The organism is Bradyrhizobium diversitatis (genome assembly GCF_016031635.1).
GTDB classification, from domain to species: Bacteria; Pseudomonadota; Alphaproteobacteria; order Rhizobiales; family Xanthobacteraceae; genus Bradyrhizobium; species Bradyrhizobium diversitatis.
In genome coordinates this window covers 21,878-34,893 of record NZ_JACEGD010000027.1, presented here as the reverse complement: position 1 = coordinate 34,893, position 13,016 = coordinate 21,878, and the positions used below count along the sequence as shown (strand labels likewise).

Genomic DNA, 13,016 nt, shown 5'->3' with positions numbered 1-13,016 from the left:
TATCAGTGAGATTGCGGCGAGGATCACGGTCCGGGCGGCAGCGAGTCCTTGCCGGCCGCAGGGCCAATTCAATTGACGCTGGCTTATACCGAAAATGATACGCTATGACATCAATCCGGTGGGAAAGTGGGATGCGATGACCGATCAGAGGGGCCAGAGTGAGTTGCGGGTTGCCATTGCAGGGCTGGGCTCGATCGGCACCAAGATCGCGACCGCGCTCGACCACGGCATCGAAGGACTGGCGCTGTCCGCCGTCGCTGTGCGTGATCCCGCCAAGCATCAGGCTTTCCTTGACGGCCTGAATCGTCCGCCGCAGGTTCTGTCTCTCGACCAGCTCGGCGATGCCGCCGATATCGTGGTCGAGTGCGCGCCGAGCAGTCAGCTGCGCGCGATCGTCGAGCCCGCGGTGAAGCGCGGCAAGGCCGCGGTCGTCGTCAGTGTCGGCGGACTGCTCGACAATTTCGATCTCGTCGATCTCGCCCGCGCCAATGGCGGCCGCATCCTCGTGCCGACCGGCGCACTGATCGGGCTCGATGCCGTGAACGCCGCCGCGGTCGGCACCATCCATTCGGTGAAGATGGTGACGCGCAAGCCGATCGATGGGCTGAAGGGCGCGCCGTTCATCGTGCAGAACAATATCGACATCGACAATCTGCGCGAGCCGCTCAAGCTGTTCGAAGGCACGGCGCGCGAGGCCGCGAAGGGCTTTCCGGCCAATCTCAACGTCGCGGTTGCGCTGTCGCTCGCGGGCGTCGGGCCCGACCGCACGATGGTGCAGATCTGGGCCGACCCGACCGTGACGCGCAACGTTCACCGCATCGAGGTCGAGGCGGATTCGGCACGGTTTTCGATGTCGATCGAGAACATCCCATCCGATAATCCCAAGACCGGCCTGATCACGGCGCTGTCGGTGATCGCGCTGCTCCGCAAGCAGCGCGCCACGCTGTGCGTGGGGACGTGACGGGTTGAGGCTTAACTAGTCCAGACGTGGCGCGCTCTATCCCCGCCACCCTGAGGTGCTCGCCTCTTCGGCGAGCCTCGAAGGGCGACGGCCCGTCTGCATCTCGGCCGTTCATCCTTCGAGGCTCCCGATTGGGGCGCTGAGCGCCCCATCACTCGCACCGCAGGATGACGGAACGCATATGCGCCGTAGCGCCTACTTACGCCCCCGTCACGCGCCAGATCACGTTGCCGACGTCGTCCGCCATCAGCAGCGACTTCTTGTCCGGCCCGATCGCGACGCCAACCGGACGGCCGTAGGATTCCTTCTCGTCCGGAGACAGGAAGCCCGACAGGATGTCGCGACCGGGGCCGGAGGGCTTGCCGTTCACGAACGGGATGAACACCAGCTTGTAGCCGGACAGCTTGCTGCGATTCCACGAGCCGTGCTGGCCGATCACCATGCCGTCTCCGAAGCCGGGCAGGGTGCCCGCGGGCATCCAGCACAGGCCGAGCGAAGCCGTGTGGCCGCCGAGCGCATAGTCCGGTTGAATCGCCTTGGCGACCATCGCCGGATCCTGTGGCACGCGGTCGTCCACCGTCCTGCCCCAATAGCAATAAGGCCAGCCGTAGAAGCCTCCGTCGCGCACCGAAGTGAGATAATCGGGCGGGGTCTCGTCGCCGAGGCCGTCGCGCTCGTTGACGACGGTCCAGAGCGCATTCGTGTTCGGCTCCCATGCCAATCCAACCGGGTTGCGCAGGCCGGCACCAAAAATCCGATGCGTGCCGGCGACGAGGTCGAGCTCGTAGACCGCGGCGCGGCCTTCCTCGACCTCCATGCCCATCTCGGCGATGTTGCTGAGCGAGCCGACGCCGGCATAGAGCTTCTTGCCGTCGGGGCTTGCCAGAAGACTGCGCGTCCAGTGTCCGCCCGGCTTGAACGTGGTGAGCCGCGTGCCCGGGGCGGTGATGCGGTCGGCGTTCGCGGCGTAGGGAAACGCCATCACGCCGTCGGTGTTGCCGACATAGAAGGTGTCGCCGACCAGCGCCATGCCGAAGGGCTGGCTGAGATTCTCCATGAAGGCGCCGCGAACTTCGGCGACGCCGTCGCCGTCCTTGTCGCGCAGCAGCGTGATGCGGTTGGCGGAAACGCCGAGCGCCGCGGCACGCCGCATCGTCGCCTGCATGGCATAGTGGAACATGGAGCGCGGGGGACCGGCGATCTGCGTTGCTTCCGCGATCAGCACGTCGCCATTGGGCAGCACCTCGATCCAGCGCGGATGGTCGAGGCCGGTCGCGAACGCATTGACCTTGAGCCCGGGCGCGACCGTGGGCTTCTGGCCCTCGCGCCAGCCGCGTGCGGTTGGCATCTTCAAGGTCGGGATCGCGCCTTGCGGTTTCGCCTCGGGAATGGCCGGCTTCTCGCCCCAGGCAGGTGCGGGCTCCGTGCCCGACAGTTTTCGCCATTGCAGCGCGATGCCGCCGATGAACGCGACGAACTGCGCGAAGATGCTGGAAAACGTCATGAGAAGCCCCTGTGTGCGCGCGCATCCAACTGGCTGGCGGGGCAGACGTCAACCTGTGCGGCGGGCCGCGCGGGCCTATTCCCATGGAATGGCAGCCGATCGAATTTGCATGGGAGGGGCGTGGCGTTTACGCCGGAGATCAGCGGCCGATCTGTCGCTCCAGCCGCCGTGCCGCGCGAAAATCACCCAGGTGCTGGATGTTCGGCGCCAGCGCGGCTTCCCTGGACAACAGATGATACACCCGCGCGACCGTGCGCTGCTTCTGCTTGGTCCGCCCGGGCGGCAGCGCCCGCGCCTTGCGGAGCGCGGCAATCGCGTGCGCGCGGAAATAATCGTAGGCGTCCGACATGGCTCGATGCTCTGCGGCTGGTAGCAGCTGTCGAGAGGGTAACGGGCGCAGGGAGCGGCGGTTCCTTGCGAGATCCGCGCGTTCTCTCTCCCCGTCATCCTTCGAGGCTCAGCTTGCGATACATTCGCATCGCAAACCTCGCACCTCCAGCGACAACGGCTTTGCCGTTGCGCGGGGATGACGGGATCAGCAGTAGCGTTGCGCGGAGAACGCAGTAGGTGGAAGCCGCCTCACCGCGGCGACAGGAACGGAATGATCATCGGAACGCGGCGGCAATAGGCGCCGTAGGCGTCCTCGCCGAGCTCCTTGGAGAGGAACACCTCTTCCATCCGGCCCTTCTGCCACATGCCGAGCGAGATCAGGATCGCGCCGAGGATCGTCGTCACCAAGCCGATCGCAACGCCGGTCACCAGCATGCCGAAGATCAGCCCCGTGTAGATGGGGTGGCGCACGATGCCGTAGGGACCTGTGTCGATGACGCGGTGGTCTTCCTTGTGGGTGATGGTGTTGGACCAGAATTTCCCGAGATGCAGCCGGCCCCACCAGGCGAAGGCAATGCCAGCGGCCGAGAGGACCGCTGCGACGGCGATGCCTGTGTTGTCGAGTACCCAGAGCGGCTTCCAGCCCATGATCTCCGCAACCCACGGCGTGTACAGGATGCCGCCGACCAGAATCGGCAGCCGATAGCGCTGCGACTCCCGCGTCATGACCTGCTTCTTGGTCCGCCCCTGCCAGAACGAGGCGCCGACCCAGCTGGCGAGAAAGGCAAGCCAAAGCAGAGCCAGAAGTTCGGTCGGCCAAGTCGTGGTCCAACCACCCCAGGCGACAGAGAGAATCTTGCTGAAATCGAAGGACATGAAGGTTCTTTGCGTTGGGCGGAGCGATCAGCTCGCGCGCGAGGAGAGCGCGTGATGCTCGATGGCGCCGGAGGGCTGCTGGCCGTTGCGGGCGAGCAGATGGGTGATGGTTTCGCGCAAGACCGGCTCGATCGGACGCGGCGAATAGCCGAGCTCGTTACGGGCTTTGCCGATCGAAAGATCGCTCGCGGCGAGCGCGATGCGCACGCCCTCGGCGGTGCCGTTGGGCGGCCGGCGCGTGACGTGATCGGCGATGAATTCGAGCATGATCGCGGAGAGCTCGGCGATCTTGCCGGGCACGACGACCGGAAACTGCCGGCGGCCGCTCATCGCCGACATCATGCGCAGGATGCGACCGAGCGGAACGCAATCGCCGCCGAGAATGTAGCGCTGGCCGAGGCGGCCGCGTTCCATGGTCAGCACGAGGCCCATCGCGACGTCGCGGACGTCGACCAGGTTGACCAGGAAGTTGAGATGCGGCTGCACCTTCTTCTGGAGGAAGTACCACAGCATCGCGGTCGGCGGCGTCAGATTGTGGTCGGCAGCGCCGATCGGCATGGTCGGTGTGCCGATCACGAGCGGGAAGCCCGCGGCCGCCGCCTTTGCGGCATGGTGCTCGGCGAGCGACTTCGACCTCGTATAGGCGCCGGGCATCGCATTGGCCGGTTGCAGCGCCTCTTCGGCGGGAACGCCCTTGAGGTCGGAATAGGGGAACAGGATCGATTCGGTCGAGCAGTGCAGGAAGCGCGAGACACCGCGCTTCATGGCAGCCGCGAGCACGATCTCGGTGCCGCGGCAATTCACGTCGTGAAAGTCCTGCTTGTTGGCGACCCACATGCCGGGCAGGCCGGCGAGGTGATAGACCTGATCGACACCGGCGATCGCAGCATCGACCGCAGCGCCGTCCAGCACCGAGCCGTGGACATGTTCAACGTCGGCATTCGCTGCGGCCGGCACCCGGACATCGAGAACACGGACCCGCTGCCCGCGGGCGCGGAGCGCTTCGACGAGATGATGTCCGATGAAGCCACTGCCACCGGTAACCAGGACGAGAGCCATGCAGAAGGTTGCTGTTTCGCTTTTGGAGTTATCGGGTCGAAAGGGAATTGGTCGGAAGAGGCGCCAGAATCGCGGCAAGGTCGCGACGGAAGCCCAAGGCAATGAACAATTTTGCCATCACGAACATCGGTCCAAGCAAAAGATGCGAAGGAAAAGTGAACAAGGAGGCCTCGCGGCCCTCGAAAACCTTGTGGCCGATGGTCTGCGCGGCGAGGCCGAGCACCACCAGCGTGGCGAAAATTGCCCACATGGCCGCAGTGCTGACTTGCGCGGCGGTCGTCGTCGCAACCGAAAATAGTACGACGGAGACGGCCAGAATGCCGAGCCCGAGCGCCATGTCGAGCAGCAGCCAATAGACCAATACCGGCAAGGCCAGGATCACCGCCAGGCTGACGTTGAAACCGAGCAGCGGAAGCTTGACCAGAGTCAGAGGCAGCACGGCGCCGGTGAACAGCAACAAAATGCCGACCACATGCATCGCCGTGTTCCGGGGATCGCGATGGTACTCAACGTAAACGGCAAGTTGGCGCTGAAAAAAGCCACCCATTTCGGTCTCATGCTGCACGGGGTCAGGAAGGGCGAACAGAGGCTATAGCACCGGACCCGGCGGTGCACAAACCGGCGCTTTTGTCGCGCCAAGCCGTGCTGATGCGCCCCGGGGACGGGCTGCAAAACGGCGCCGCTTCAAAGGGTTCCGCTCGCCGCGGAACCGCATTCGCTCAGCGCTTCTTGGCGGGTTTTTTCGCCGCAGGCGCAGGGGCCGCAGCCGGACGCGGCTCCTCCGGCAGCTTGGCATAGGTCAGGATCTGCAGCTGCCCGTTGACGGCCGAGGTCGGCTTCGCCCGGTCGAGAAATTGCTCCTCGCCGAGGCCGATCGGATGCAGCCGCTTGGTCGAGATCTTGAACGTGTTCACCAGCACGTCGCGGATCGCGTCTGCCCGCCGCTGGCTCAGGATCGCGTTGGCCTCGCGCGTCTTCGAATTGGATTCGACGTGGCCGACGATCAGGAACGTGTAGGGCAGCAGCGAGGCGTGCACCAGCGCATCCGCGATCCGGCCGACGGTCTGATAGGACGATGGCTGGATGATCGGCGTGTCGGTGTCGAACTGGATCTGCGCATTGAAGGCCGGCAGCTTGGCGAGGTCGGGCGCGATCAGCGGCCGGTTCACGGGTCCCGGATCGTTCTTGATCCTGGTCTTGGCGCGCTCCATCACCTGCTGCTTCAGCGCGGACAGATCGACCTCGGCGGCCTCTTCGAAATGGTTCAGCTTGCCGACGATGTCGTCGCGGGTCGGCGCTGCCGTTTGCGCGCCGGCAGTGCCCGCGAGCAGGACGAAGCCCAGCGCGATGCCTGTTCGTGCGATGGCGAGCCCCGTCGCGCGCATCAGCGATACCCCGCGTCGTCGATGGCCTTCAGGCAGTTGTTGCTGATGCCCTTGGGCGTCGAGACCAGGCAGGGGACCGACTTGCTGGTCTCCTTGGTCGAGCCGCCGCAGACCTTGACGATCTCGCGCTGGCAGGCGTTCGCCACCGTGACACGCGCGGCGACGCGCTTCTGGATGGCGTCGAACACGCCGAAATAGTCGCTCGTGCATTGCGGCGACAGCACGTCGCGATTGCGCGACAGGCACTCCTTCAGCCGGTTCGAATCCGGGTTGACGCCGCGGCAATTGGCGACGATTTCCGCGCCGCAGCTCGCCGCCAGCTTTCCGATCGAATCGCCAAAGCTCATGGTCTCCGCCGCCGCCAGCGACGGCATCCCCAATGCAAGCACGATCAATGTGATGGAGCCCCGGAACATGGGTTTATCTGATACGGGGAAGTTCGCGATGGTCAAGGCCTGTTCGGACCAGAACCGTCGAGAGTTCGGCGAGTGCGGCGAACAGTCCTCACTCCGAGGCATCGAGCGGCGGCCATTCGATCAGGACAGCCGTGTGTTTCCCGAGATCGTCGGCAAAATCAGGATCGGCTTTGAGCTCGGCCAACGTCCGCGGCGGGGGCAGCTGGCGGCCGTCCGCGGTCAGCTCCTGCGCAAAGAACGCGAGCGCTTCGGGCGCATTCTCCAGCGCCTCCTCGAGATCGTCACCGCCGGAAATGCAGCCGGGCAGGTCGGGAAACCACAGGCTGACAGAGTCCGGATCGGCGTCCTCGATGATGGCAACGTACTGAGCCATGGCAGGATTGGTGGCCTCGAAGGTTGTCCGGCTGGGTTTGCGTCGATAATGAATACCTGATCCGGGGAGGCAGGCAATTGAGCAAATTCACTATGGCGGAAGGCGCCGGCTCGTTCGTGTTTCACGATGATGGTGCGGTCCCATCGCCACGATCGATTCGGATCTCCTCGTTCTGCGCCAGATCGAGCCATCGGCACACGCGCATCATCGTGGCGATGCACGGCGTCGACCGCGCTGCCGAGGAGTTTCGCGATCTGCTCGCACCTCAGGCCGAACGCAATGGGCAGATCGTGCTGGTTCCGGAGTTTGATCCGGATCAGTTTCCGGGTGTCCACGCCTACAATTTCGGGGGCGTGCGGCTGCCGCCGCCCGACAACACGGTTCTGCCGCGCGATCATTGGAATTTCGGGGTGATCGACCGGCTATTTCATCATGTTCGACATGCGATCGGGTCGAGCCGGGACACCTTTGGCCTGTTCGGTAACTCCGCGGGTGCCCAGTTTGTCCTGCGCTATCTCGCGCTCAACGAGGCCGCGTCCGTCGATCTCGCCGTTGCCGCCAATTGCGGATGCTACATGCTGCCGAACCTCACCAAGGACTATCCGGTCGGCATGGGAGGGATTGGCCTCGACGAAGGTCATCTGCGCAGGTATCTGGCGCGTCCGCTTGTCATCCTGCTGGGCGCTGCCGACAACGATCCGGACGCCCCAGATCTGCCGCGCTGGGACGAGGCGATGGCCCAAGGGCCTCACCGTCTTGCGCGTGGTCTCTGGCATTTCGAACACTGCAAGGAGTTAGCCGGGCGTCTTAGTGGAACGCTGGGCTGGAAGCTCGAAATCGCGCCTGGCGCCGGGCACGTCGATCAGCAAATCTACGATCAGGGCGCCATCATCCTGAACGGCTGAGCGGAAGGCTGTTCACGCCCGCTGCACAAAGCTGTCCACGACCTTCTTCTCGCCGGCCTTGTCGAAGGTGATGGTGAGCTTGTTGCCGTCGATCCTGGTGACGCGGCCGTAGCCGAATTTCTGGTGAAAGACGCGGTCTTCGAGCGAGAACTCCGAGGTCGTGCCGGTGGACTTGGCGACCAGCTCGCCCTCGATCGTCAGAGGCCCGCGGCGGCGCGAGGAGAAGCTGCCGAAATCCGGGCCGGATGACGAGGAGGTCGAGAACGTGGACGTCTCTTCCTCGAAGCCGCTTCTGCCGCCGCCATTGCGGCCGCTGCCGCGGTTGCGATTGGCCTGGGCGCGCTGCCAGCCCGGCGTCGAATAGCTGGAGCCGAACGCCTCCATGTCGTCGAAGCGCGAGGCGCCGTAGCCGCCGGTGCCGCCCCATCCAGAGCCGCCCTTGGATTCCGTGATCTCGACATTGGCCGCCGGTAATTCGTCGAGGAAGCGCGACGGGATCGTGGTCGACCAGGTGCCGTGGATCCGCCGGTTGGTCGCGAAGTATATCTTTGCACGGCGGCGCGCGCGGGTGAGGCCGACATGGCCGAGCCTGCGCTCCTCCTCGAGGCCGGCGCGGCCCTGTTCGTCCAGCGTGCGCTGGCTCGGGAACAGGCCTTCCTCCCAGCCCGGCAAGAATACGTTGTCGAATTCGAGGCCCTTGGCAGAATGCAGCGTCATCAGCGACACCGCGTCGTCCTCGGCGCCGCCCTCGCGGTCCATCACCAGCGAGATGTGCTCCAGGAACCCTTGCAGGTTCTCGAACTCCTCCATCGAGCGCACCAGCTCTTTCAGGTTCTCCAGCCGGCCCGCGGCGTCCGCCGAGCGGTCCTTCTGCCACATCTCGGTATAGCCGCTCTCGTCGAGCACGATCTGGGCGAGATCGGTATGCGCGGTGACCTCGCGCTGGGCGCGCCAGCGGTCGAACTGGGCGACGAGGTCGCGCAAGCTTCCGCGCGCCTTCGGCTTCAGCTCGTCGGTCTCGACCACCGCGCGCGCGGCCTCGAACAGGGGAATGCGGCGCTTGCGGGCATGGTCGTGCAGCATCTGCACGGTGGCGTCGCCAAGCCCACGCTTCGGCGTATTGACGATGCGCTCGAAGGCGAGATCGTCGGCCGGCGAATTGATGACGCGCAAGTATGCCAGCGCGTCTCGGATCTCGGCGCGCTCGTAGAAGCGCGGGCCGCCGATGACGCGATAGGGCAGGCCGAGCGTGACGAAGCGGTCTTCGAACTCGCGCATCTGGTAGGAGGCGCGCACCAGGATCGCGATCTCGTTGAGCTTCTCACCCTGGCGCTGGAGCTGCTCGATCTCCTCGCCGATGCCGCGGGCTTCCTCTTCCGAATCCCAGGAGCCCGTCACCGTGACCTTCTCGCCGTCCTGATCCTCGGTGCGCAGCGTCTTGCCGAGCCGGCCTTCATTGTGCGCGATCAGATGCGAGGCGGCGGCGAGGATATGGCCGGTCGAGCGATAGTTGCGCTCGAGGCGGATCACCTTGGCGCCGGGAAAATCGTGCTCGAAGCGCAGGATGTTGTCGACCTCGGCGCCGCGCCAGCCATAGATCGACTGGTCGTCGTCTCCGACGCAGCAGATGTTCTTGGTTTTCTCCTTCTCCCCGCTCATGTCCGCCGAAGCCTTGGCGAAGGCGGATGCGGGGGCGCGACGAGCTTCGCTCGCGCTGAGAAGGTCGGGATGAGGGGGAGTCTCCACGAGCGCGGTGCTTGGAGAGTCCCCCTCACCCGCAGCGCTGCGTGCGTCGGCCTCTCCCCGCACGCGGGGAGAGGCGAAGGAAGCAGAAGAGGGCGCCTGCGACAGCAGCCGGAGCCATAGATATTGCGCGACGTTGGTGTCCTGGTACTCGTCGACCAGGATGTATTTGAAGCGCTGCTGATACTGCCGCAGGATATCCGGGTGCTCGCGGAAGATCCGGATGTTCTCCAGCAAGAGATCGCCGAAATCGGCCGCGTTCAGGATCTTCAGCCGCTCCTGATAGCTCGCATAGAGCTTGCCGCCTTTGCCGTTGGCGAAGACAGCGGCCTCGCCAGAGGGCACCTGCGAGGGCATCAGGCCGCGGTTCTTCCAGCCGTCGATCAAGCCCGCCAGCATGCGCGCCGGCCAGCGCTTGTCGTCGATGTTCTCGGCCTGCAGCAGCTGCTTGAGCAGCCGGACCTGGTCGTCGACGTCGAGCACGGTGAAGTTCGACTTGAGCTGCGCCAGCTCGGCATGGAAACGCAGGATGCGGCCGCCGATGGAGTGGAAGGTGCCGAGCCACGGCATGCCCTCGACGGCATGGCCGAGCATCTGGCCGAGCCGGTGCTTCATCTCGCGCGCGGCCTTGTTGGTGAAGGTCACCGACAGGATCTCGGCGGGGCGGGCGCGGCCCTGGCTCAGGATGTGCGCTATGCGCGTGGTCAGGACGCGGGTCTTGCCGGTGCCGGCGCCGGCCAGCACCAGGACCGGGCCGTCCAGCGTCTCCACCGCCTCGCGCTGCTCCGGATTGAGCCCGGCGAGGTATTTCGGGCCCACCGAGGCGCGCGCACGCGCGGCGATGCCGCCGGCTGCGGGCTGGTGGTCGGGGACATTCTGGGACGTGATCTTGCTCGGCTCGGTCATGCGAATCATCGGCCCCACGATGGCACCGCGGGGTGGTGGAAGGGAGCCTTCTTAACAGGGATTGGTGCGTATATGGGGCGCCGGGCCGGGTTTTCCACGTGCGCGGCAGGCCGATTTGTTCCAGCACGGGCCGCGAATTTCGCTCCCGCCGGGATCGGAACTATCGTTCCCGCGTCGAGATTGTCAGGACAGGTGGCGCGGCCAGCCGCGTCGATCGCAGACAACATCAAGACGAGGGTTTGACCATGCTAGGCTGGGTTGTGACGTTTCTGGTTATCGCACTGATCGCCGGCATCCTTGGCTTCGGCGGCATCGCCGGCGCCTCGATCGAGATCGCCAAGATCATCTTCTTCATCGCGGTGGTCCTGTTCCTGGTCTCGGCCGTGGTCGGCCTGGCGCGCGGCCGCAACAGGGTATAGCGCTTATCGCTTCGAGGGCATCGCCACGTTCCGGCCGATGCCCTCGGGGCGTGCTACCGCGCTGTGGGCCCTTGTGACCGCAGCGATGCGCTCGCGAATATCCGGCGGAAACGGCGCAACGCGTCGTGCATTCATGTCCATGTGCAGCGACATGTTCTCGGACGTGGCCGACAGCCAGCCCTCGGTCGCGTGCCGCATCTCCTCGAACGTGTGCAGCCGCTTGTCGTCGGCCTCGAGCAGCCAGACGAGGATCTGCACGGGATCGCCCAAATGGATTTCCCGGAGATACCGCACGTGGCATTCGGCCGTGAAGGTCGAGCCGCCGCGCTCCTTCATGTAGGTCGGTCCGATCCCGAGCTCCAGCCAGAGCTGGTCGATCGCGCGGTCGAACATCACGTTGTAATAGGCCATGTTGAGATGGCCGTTATAGTCGATCCATTGCGGCTCGATCTGCATGATCGAGGCGCGGAACGGCGCGGCTTCGGGCCTTGAGGCGGCAGTCTCCGGCATGTTTCCTTCCCAAGCTATGCGTCCGGTCGCTTGACTTGACCGGTTTTATGTCCTTTGCCACGGTTCTTCTTTCGGGAGGAATTCCGTGGGTACGACCATCACCAATAATCCGCCGCGGCCGGAGCCGAAAGCCCTCGCGAGCACGCTGGAGCAGCTTGCCGCACGCTTCGGCAACCGCCTCATCACCTCGCAGGCCGTGCGCGAGCAGCACGGCCATACCACCACATGGATCCCCAACCAGCCGCCGGACGGCGTGGTGATGGCGCAGGAGACCGCCGACATCCAGGACGTGGTGCGGATCTGCGCGAAAAGCCGCGTGCCGGTCATTGCCTTCGGCACCGGCACCTCGCTCGAGGGCCAGGTCAACGCGCCCGCGGGCGGCATCTCGATCGACCTGCGCGACATGAACAAGGTGCTGGCGGTGCATGCCGAAGACCTCGACTGCGTGATCCAGCCCGGCGTCACCCGCAAGGCGCTGAACGAGCATCTGCGCGACCAGGGCCTGTTCTTCCCGATCGATCCCGGCGCGGATGCTTCGCTCGGCGGCATGGCCTCGACCCGCGCCTCCGGCACCAATGCGGTGCGCTACGGCACCATGCGCGACAGCGTGCTGGCGCTGAAAGTGGTGCGCGGCGACGGCGAGATCATCACCACCGGCACGCGCGCGAAGAAGTCGTCGGCCGGCTACGACCTCACGCATCTCTTCGTCGGCGCCGAGGGCACGCTCGGCATCATCTCGGAATTGACCATTCGCCTGCGCGGCATCCCCGAGACAATCGCGGCCGGCGCGGTGTCGTTCGAGACCGTGCACGGCGCCTGTCAGGCCGTGATCCTGGCGATCCAGACCGGCATTCCCGTCGCGCGCATCGAGCTGCTCAATGCCGCGCAGGTGAAAGCCTGCAATGCCTATTCCAAGCTGACGCTGCCGGAGACGCCGCTGCTGCTGATGGAATTCCACGGCAGCGAGATCGAGGTCGGCGAGCAGTCGAAAGCGTTCGGCGAGATCGCAAGGGACTGCGGCGGCGGCGATTTCTCCTGGACCACCAAGCCCGAGGACCGCACGAAGCTCTGGCAGGCGCGGCACGACGCCTATTGGTCGGTGAAGGCGTTGCGGCCCGGCGACAGCATCGGCGTGGTTGCGACCGACGTCTGCGTGCCGATTTCGCGGCTCGCCGATTGTGTCAGCGAGACCGAGCAGGATCTCGAGCGCCTCAATTTGCTGTCGCCGATCGTCGGCCATGTCGGCGACGGCAATTTCCACTGCTCGCTGGTCTGCGACACCAACGATGCCGACGAGATGGCACGCGGCGAGGAGTTCATGCATCGGCTGGTCGAGCGCGCGCAGGCGATGGACGGCACCTGCACCGGTGAGCACGGCATCGGACAGGGCAAGCAGAAATATCTCAAGGCCGAGCTCGGCTCCGAGGCGCTCGATGCGATGCGGGCGTTGAAGAAGGCGCTCGATCCGCTCAACATCTTCAACCCCGGCAAGATCGTGCCGGAGGCCTAGCGCACAGTCCGCGCGATCCAGGCCGGCTGGATGCGGGAAGCCGTTCAGCGCGATTGTCCCGGCACTGGCGCAATAGATGCGGCCCGCGCGATGGGCGCGGTCCGGTGCGAGTTCATGCC

14 protein-coding genes are annotated in these 13,016 nt (G+C 65.3%); 4 read left to right on the top strand and 10 right to left on the bottom strand.

Features of this window, described 5'->3' with window-relative positions; all coding sequences use genetic code 11:
* The first annotated feature begins 136 nt into the window (after positions 1-136).
* Positions 137-961, top strand: a complete 825-nt coding sequence (locus H1B27_RS26775) for an aspartate dehydrogenase (protein ID WP_061877624.1) — start codon at positions 137-139, stop codon at positions 959-961.
* 199 nt (positions 962-1,160) lie between these two features.
* Here the strand turns inward: H1B27_RS26775 and H1B27_RS26770 are convergent, their stop codons facing one another.
* From H1B27_RS26770 to H1B27_RS26735, 8 genes are all read right to left on the bottom strand, one after another.
* Positions 1,161-2,465 (bottom strand): PQQ-dependent sugar dehydrogenase, encoded by a 1,305-nt coding sequence (locus tag H1B27_RS26770; protein WP_197968134.1) that lies wholly within the window; start codon positions 2,463-2,465, stop codon positions 1,161-1,163.
* 139 nt (positions 2,466-2,604) lie between these two features.
* Positions 2,605-2,814, bottom strand: a complete 210-nt coding sequence (locus H1B27_RS26765) for a hypothetical protein (RefSeq protein WP_061877597.1) — start codon at positions 2,812-2,814, stop codon at positions 2,605-2,607.
* A 230-nt stretch (positions 2,815-3,044) separates the two neighbouring features.
* A complete protein-coding gene (locus H1B27_RS26760) occupies positions 3,045-3,671 on the bottom strand; it encodes a methyltransferase family protein (protein WP_197968133.1) in 627 nt (208 codons plus the stop codon).
* A gap of 27 nt (positions 3,672-3,698) precedes the next feature.
* Positions 3,699-4,730 (bottom strand): NAD-dependent epimerase/dehydratase family protein, encoded by a 1,032-nt coding sequence (locus tag H1B27_RS26755; RefSeq protein ID WP_197968132.1) that lies wholly within the window; start codon positions 4,728-4,730, stop codon positions 3,699-3,701.
* A gap of 28 nt (positions 4,731-4,758) precedes the next feature.
* Entirely contained in the window at positions 4,759-5,277 is a 519-nt protein-coding gene (locus H1B27_RS26750) for an Mpo1 family 2-hydroxy fatty acid dioxygenase (protein WP_197968131.1), read from the bottom strand.
* Positions 5,278-5,449: 172 nt separating this feature from the next.
* Positions 5,450-6,115 (bottom strand): OmpA family protein, encoded by a 666-nt coding sequence (locus tag H1B27_RS26745; RefSeq protein ID WP_197968130.1) that lies wholly within the window; start codon positions 6,113-6,115, stop codon positions 5,450-5,452.
* Complete coding sequence (locus H1B27_RS26740) at positions 6,115-6,531, bottom strand: hypothetical protein (protein ID WP_061877602.1); 417 nt, start codon at positions 6,529-6,531, stop codon at positions 6,115-6,117. Before H1B27_RS26740 ends, H1B27_RS26745 begins: the two co-directional genes overlap by 1 nt.
* 88 nt (positions 6,532-6,619) lie before the next feature.
* On the bottom strand, positions 6,620-6,904 hold the full coding sequence (locus H1B27_RS26735; RefSeq protein WP_197968129.1) for a type II toxin-antitoxin system HicB family antitoxin: 285 nt from the start codon (positions 6,902-6,904) through the stop codon (positions 6,620-6,622).
* Between the two features lie 77 nt (positions 6,905-6,981).
* Between H1B27_RS26735 and H1B27_RS26730 the strand changes: the two genes are divergently transcribed.
* Entirely contained in the window at positions 6,982-7,809 is an 828-nt protein-coding gene (locus H1B27_RS26730; RefSeq protein WP_197968128.1) for a hypothetical protein, read from the top strand.
* Between the two features lie 12 nt (positions 7,810-7,821).
* Here H1B27_RS26730 and H1B27_RS26725 read toward each other — a convergent pair whose 3' ends face one another.
* Entirely contained in the window at positions 7,822-10,467 is a 2,646-nt protein-coding gene (locus H1B27_RS26725) for an ATP-dependent helicase (RefSeq protein ID WP_197968127.1), read from the bottom strand.
* A 236-nt stretch (positions 10,468-10,703) separates the two neighbouring features.
* Here H1B27_RS26725 and H1B27_RS26720 point away from each other — a divergent pair, with 236 nt between their 5' ends.
* Positions 10,704-10,877: a DUF1328 domain-containing protein gene (locus H1B27_RS26720; protein ID WP_018319670.1), complete on the top strand. Its 174-nt coding sequence runs from the start codon at positions 10,704-10,706 to the stop codon at positions 10,875-10,877.
* Between the two features lie 3 nt (positions 10,878-10,880).
* Here the strand turns inward: H1B27_RS26720 and H1B27_RS26715 are convergent, their stop codons facing one another.
* Positions 10,881-11,387: a thioesterase family protein gene (locus H1B27_RS26715; protein ID WP_061877605.1), complete on the bottom strand. Its 507-nt coding sequence runs from the start codon at positions 11,385-11,387 to the stop codon at positions 10,881-10,883.
* A gap of 85 nt (positions 11,388-11,472) precedes the next feature.
* On the opposite strand from H1B27_RS26715, the gene H1B27_RS26710 reads away from it, so the two are divergent.
* The gene (locus H1B27_RS26710) at positions 11,473-12,897 is read left to right on the top strand and encodes an FAD-binding oxidoreductase (RefSeq protein ID WP_197968126.1); all 1,425 of its coding nucleotides are present in this window, start codon (positions 11,473-11,475) and stop codon (positions 12,895-12,897) included.
* The last annotated feature ends 119 nt before the right edge of the window (positions 12,898-13,016 follow it).

Bases quoted from the DNA above. Each gene is read 5' to 3' on its own strand.
- H1B27_RS26755 (WP_197968132.1), bottom strand. From the start codon at position 4,730: ATGGCTCTCGTCCTGGTTACCGGTGGCAGTGGCTTCATCGGACATCAT.
- H1B27_RS26760 (WP_197968133.1), bottom strand. From the start codon at position 3,671: ATGTCCTTCGATTTCAGCAAGATTCTCTCTGTCGCCTGGGGTGGTTGG.
- H1B27_RS26735 (WP_197968129.1), bottom strand. From the start codon at position 6,904: ATGGCTCAGTACGTTGCCATCATCGAGGACGCCGATCCGGACTCTGTC.
- H1B27_RS26770 (WP_197968134.1), bottom strand. From the start codon at position 2,465: ATGACGTTTTCCAGCATCTTCGCGCAGTTCGTCGCGTTCATCGGCGGC.
- H1B27_RS26775 (WP_061877624.1), top strand. From the start codon at position 137: ATGACCGATCAGAGGGGCCAGAGTGAGTTGCGGGTTGCCATTGCAGGG.
- H1B27_RS26765 (WP_061877597.1), bottom strand. From the start codon at position 2,814: ATGTCGGACGCCTACGATTATTTCCGCGCGCACGCGATTGCCGCGCTC.
- H1B27_RS26740 (WP_061877602.1), bottom strand. From the start codon at position 6,531: ATGTTCCGGGGCTCCATCACATTGATCGTGCTTGCATTGGGGATGCCG.
- H1B27_RS26745 (WP_197968130.1), bottom strand. From the start codon at position 6,115: ATGCGCGCGACGGGGCTCGCCATCGCACGAACAGGCATCGCGCTGGGC.
- H1B27_RS26750 (WP_197968131.1), bottom strand. From the start codon at position 5,277: ATGGGTGGCTTTTTTCAGCGCCAACTTGCCGTTTACGTTGAGTACCAT.
- H1B27_RS26715 (WP_061877605.1), bottom strand. From the start codon at position 11,387: ATGCCGGAGACTGCCGCCTCAAGGCCCGAAGCCGCGCCGTTCCGCGCC.
- H1B27_RS26725 (WP_197968127.1), bottom strand. From the start codon at position 10,467: ATGATTCGCATGACCGAGCCGAGCAAGATCACGTCCCAGAATGTCCCC.
- H1B27_RS26720 (WP_018319670.1), top strand. From the start codon at position 10,704: ATGCTAGGCTGGGTTGTGACGTTTCTGGTTATCGCACTGATCGCCGGC.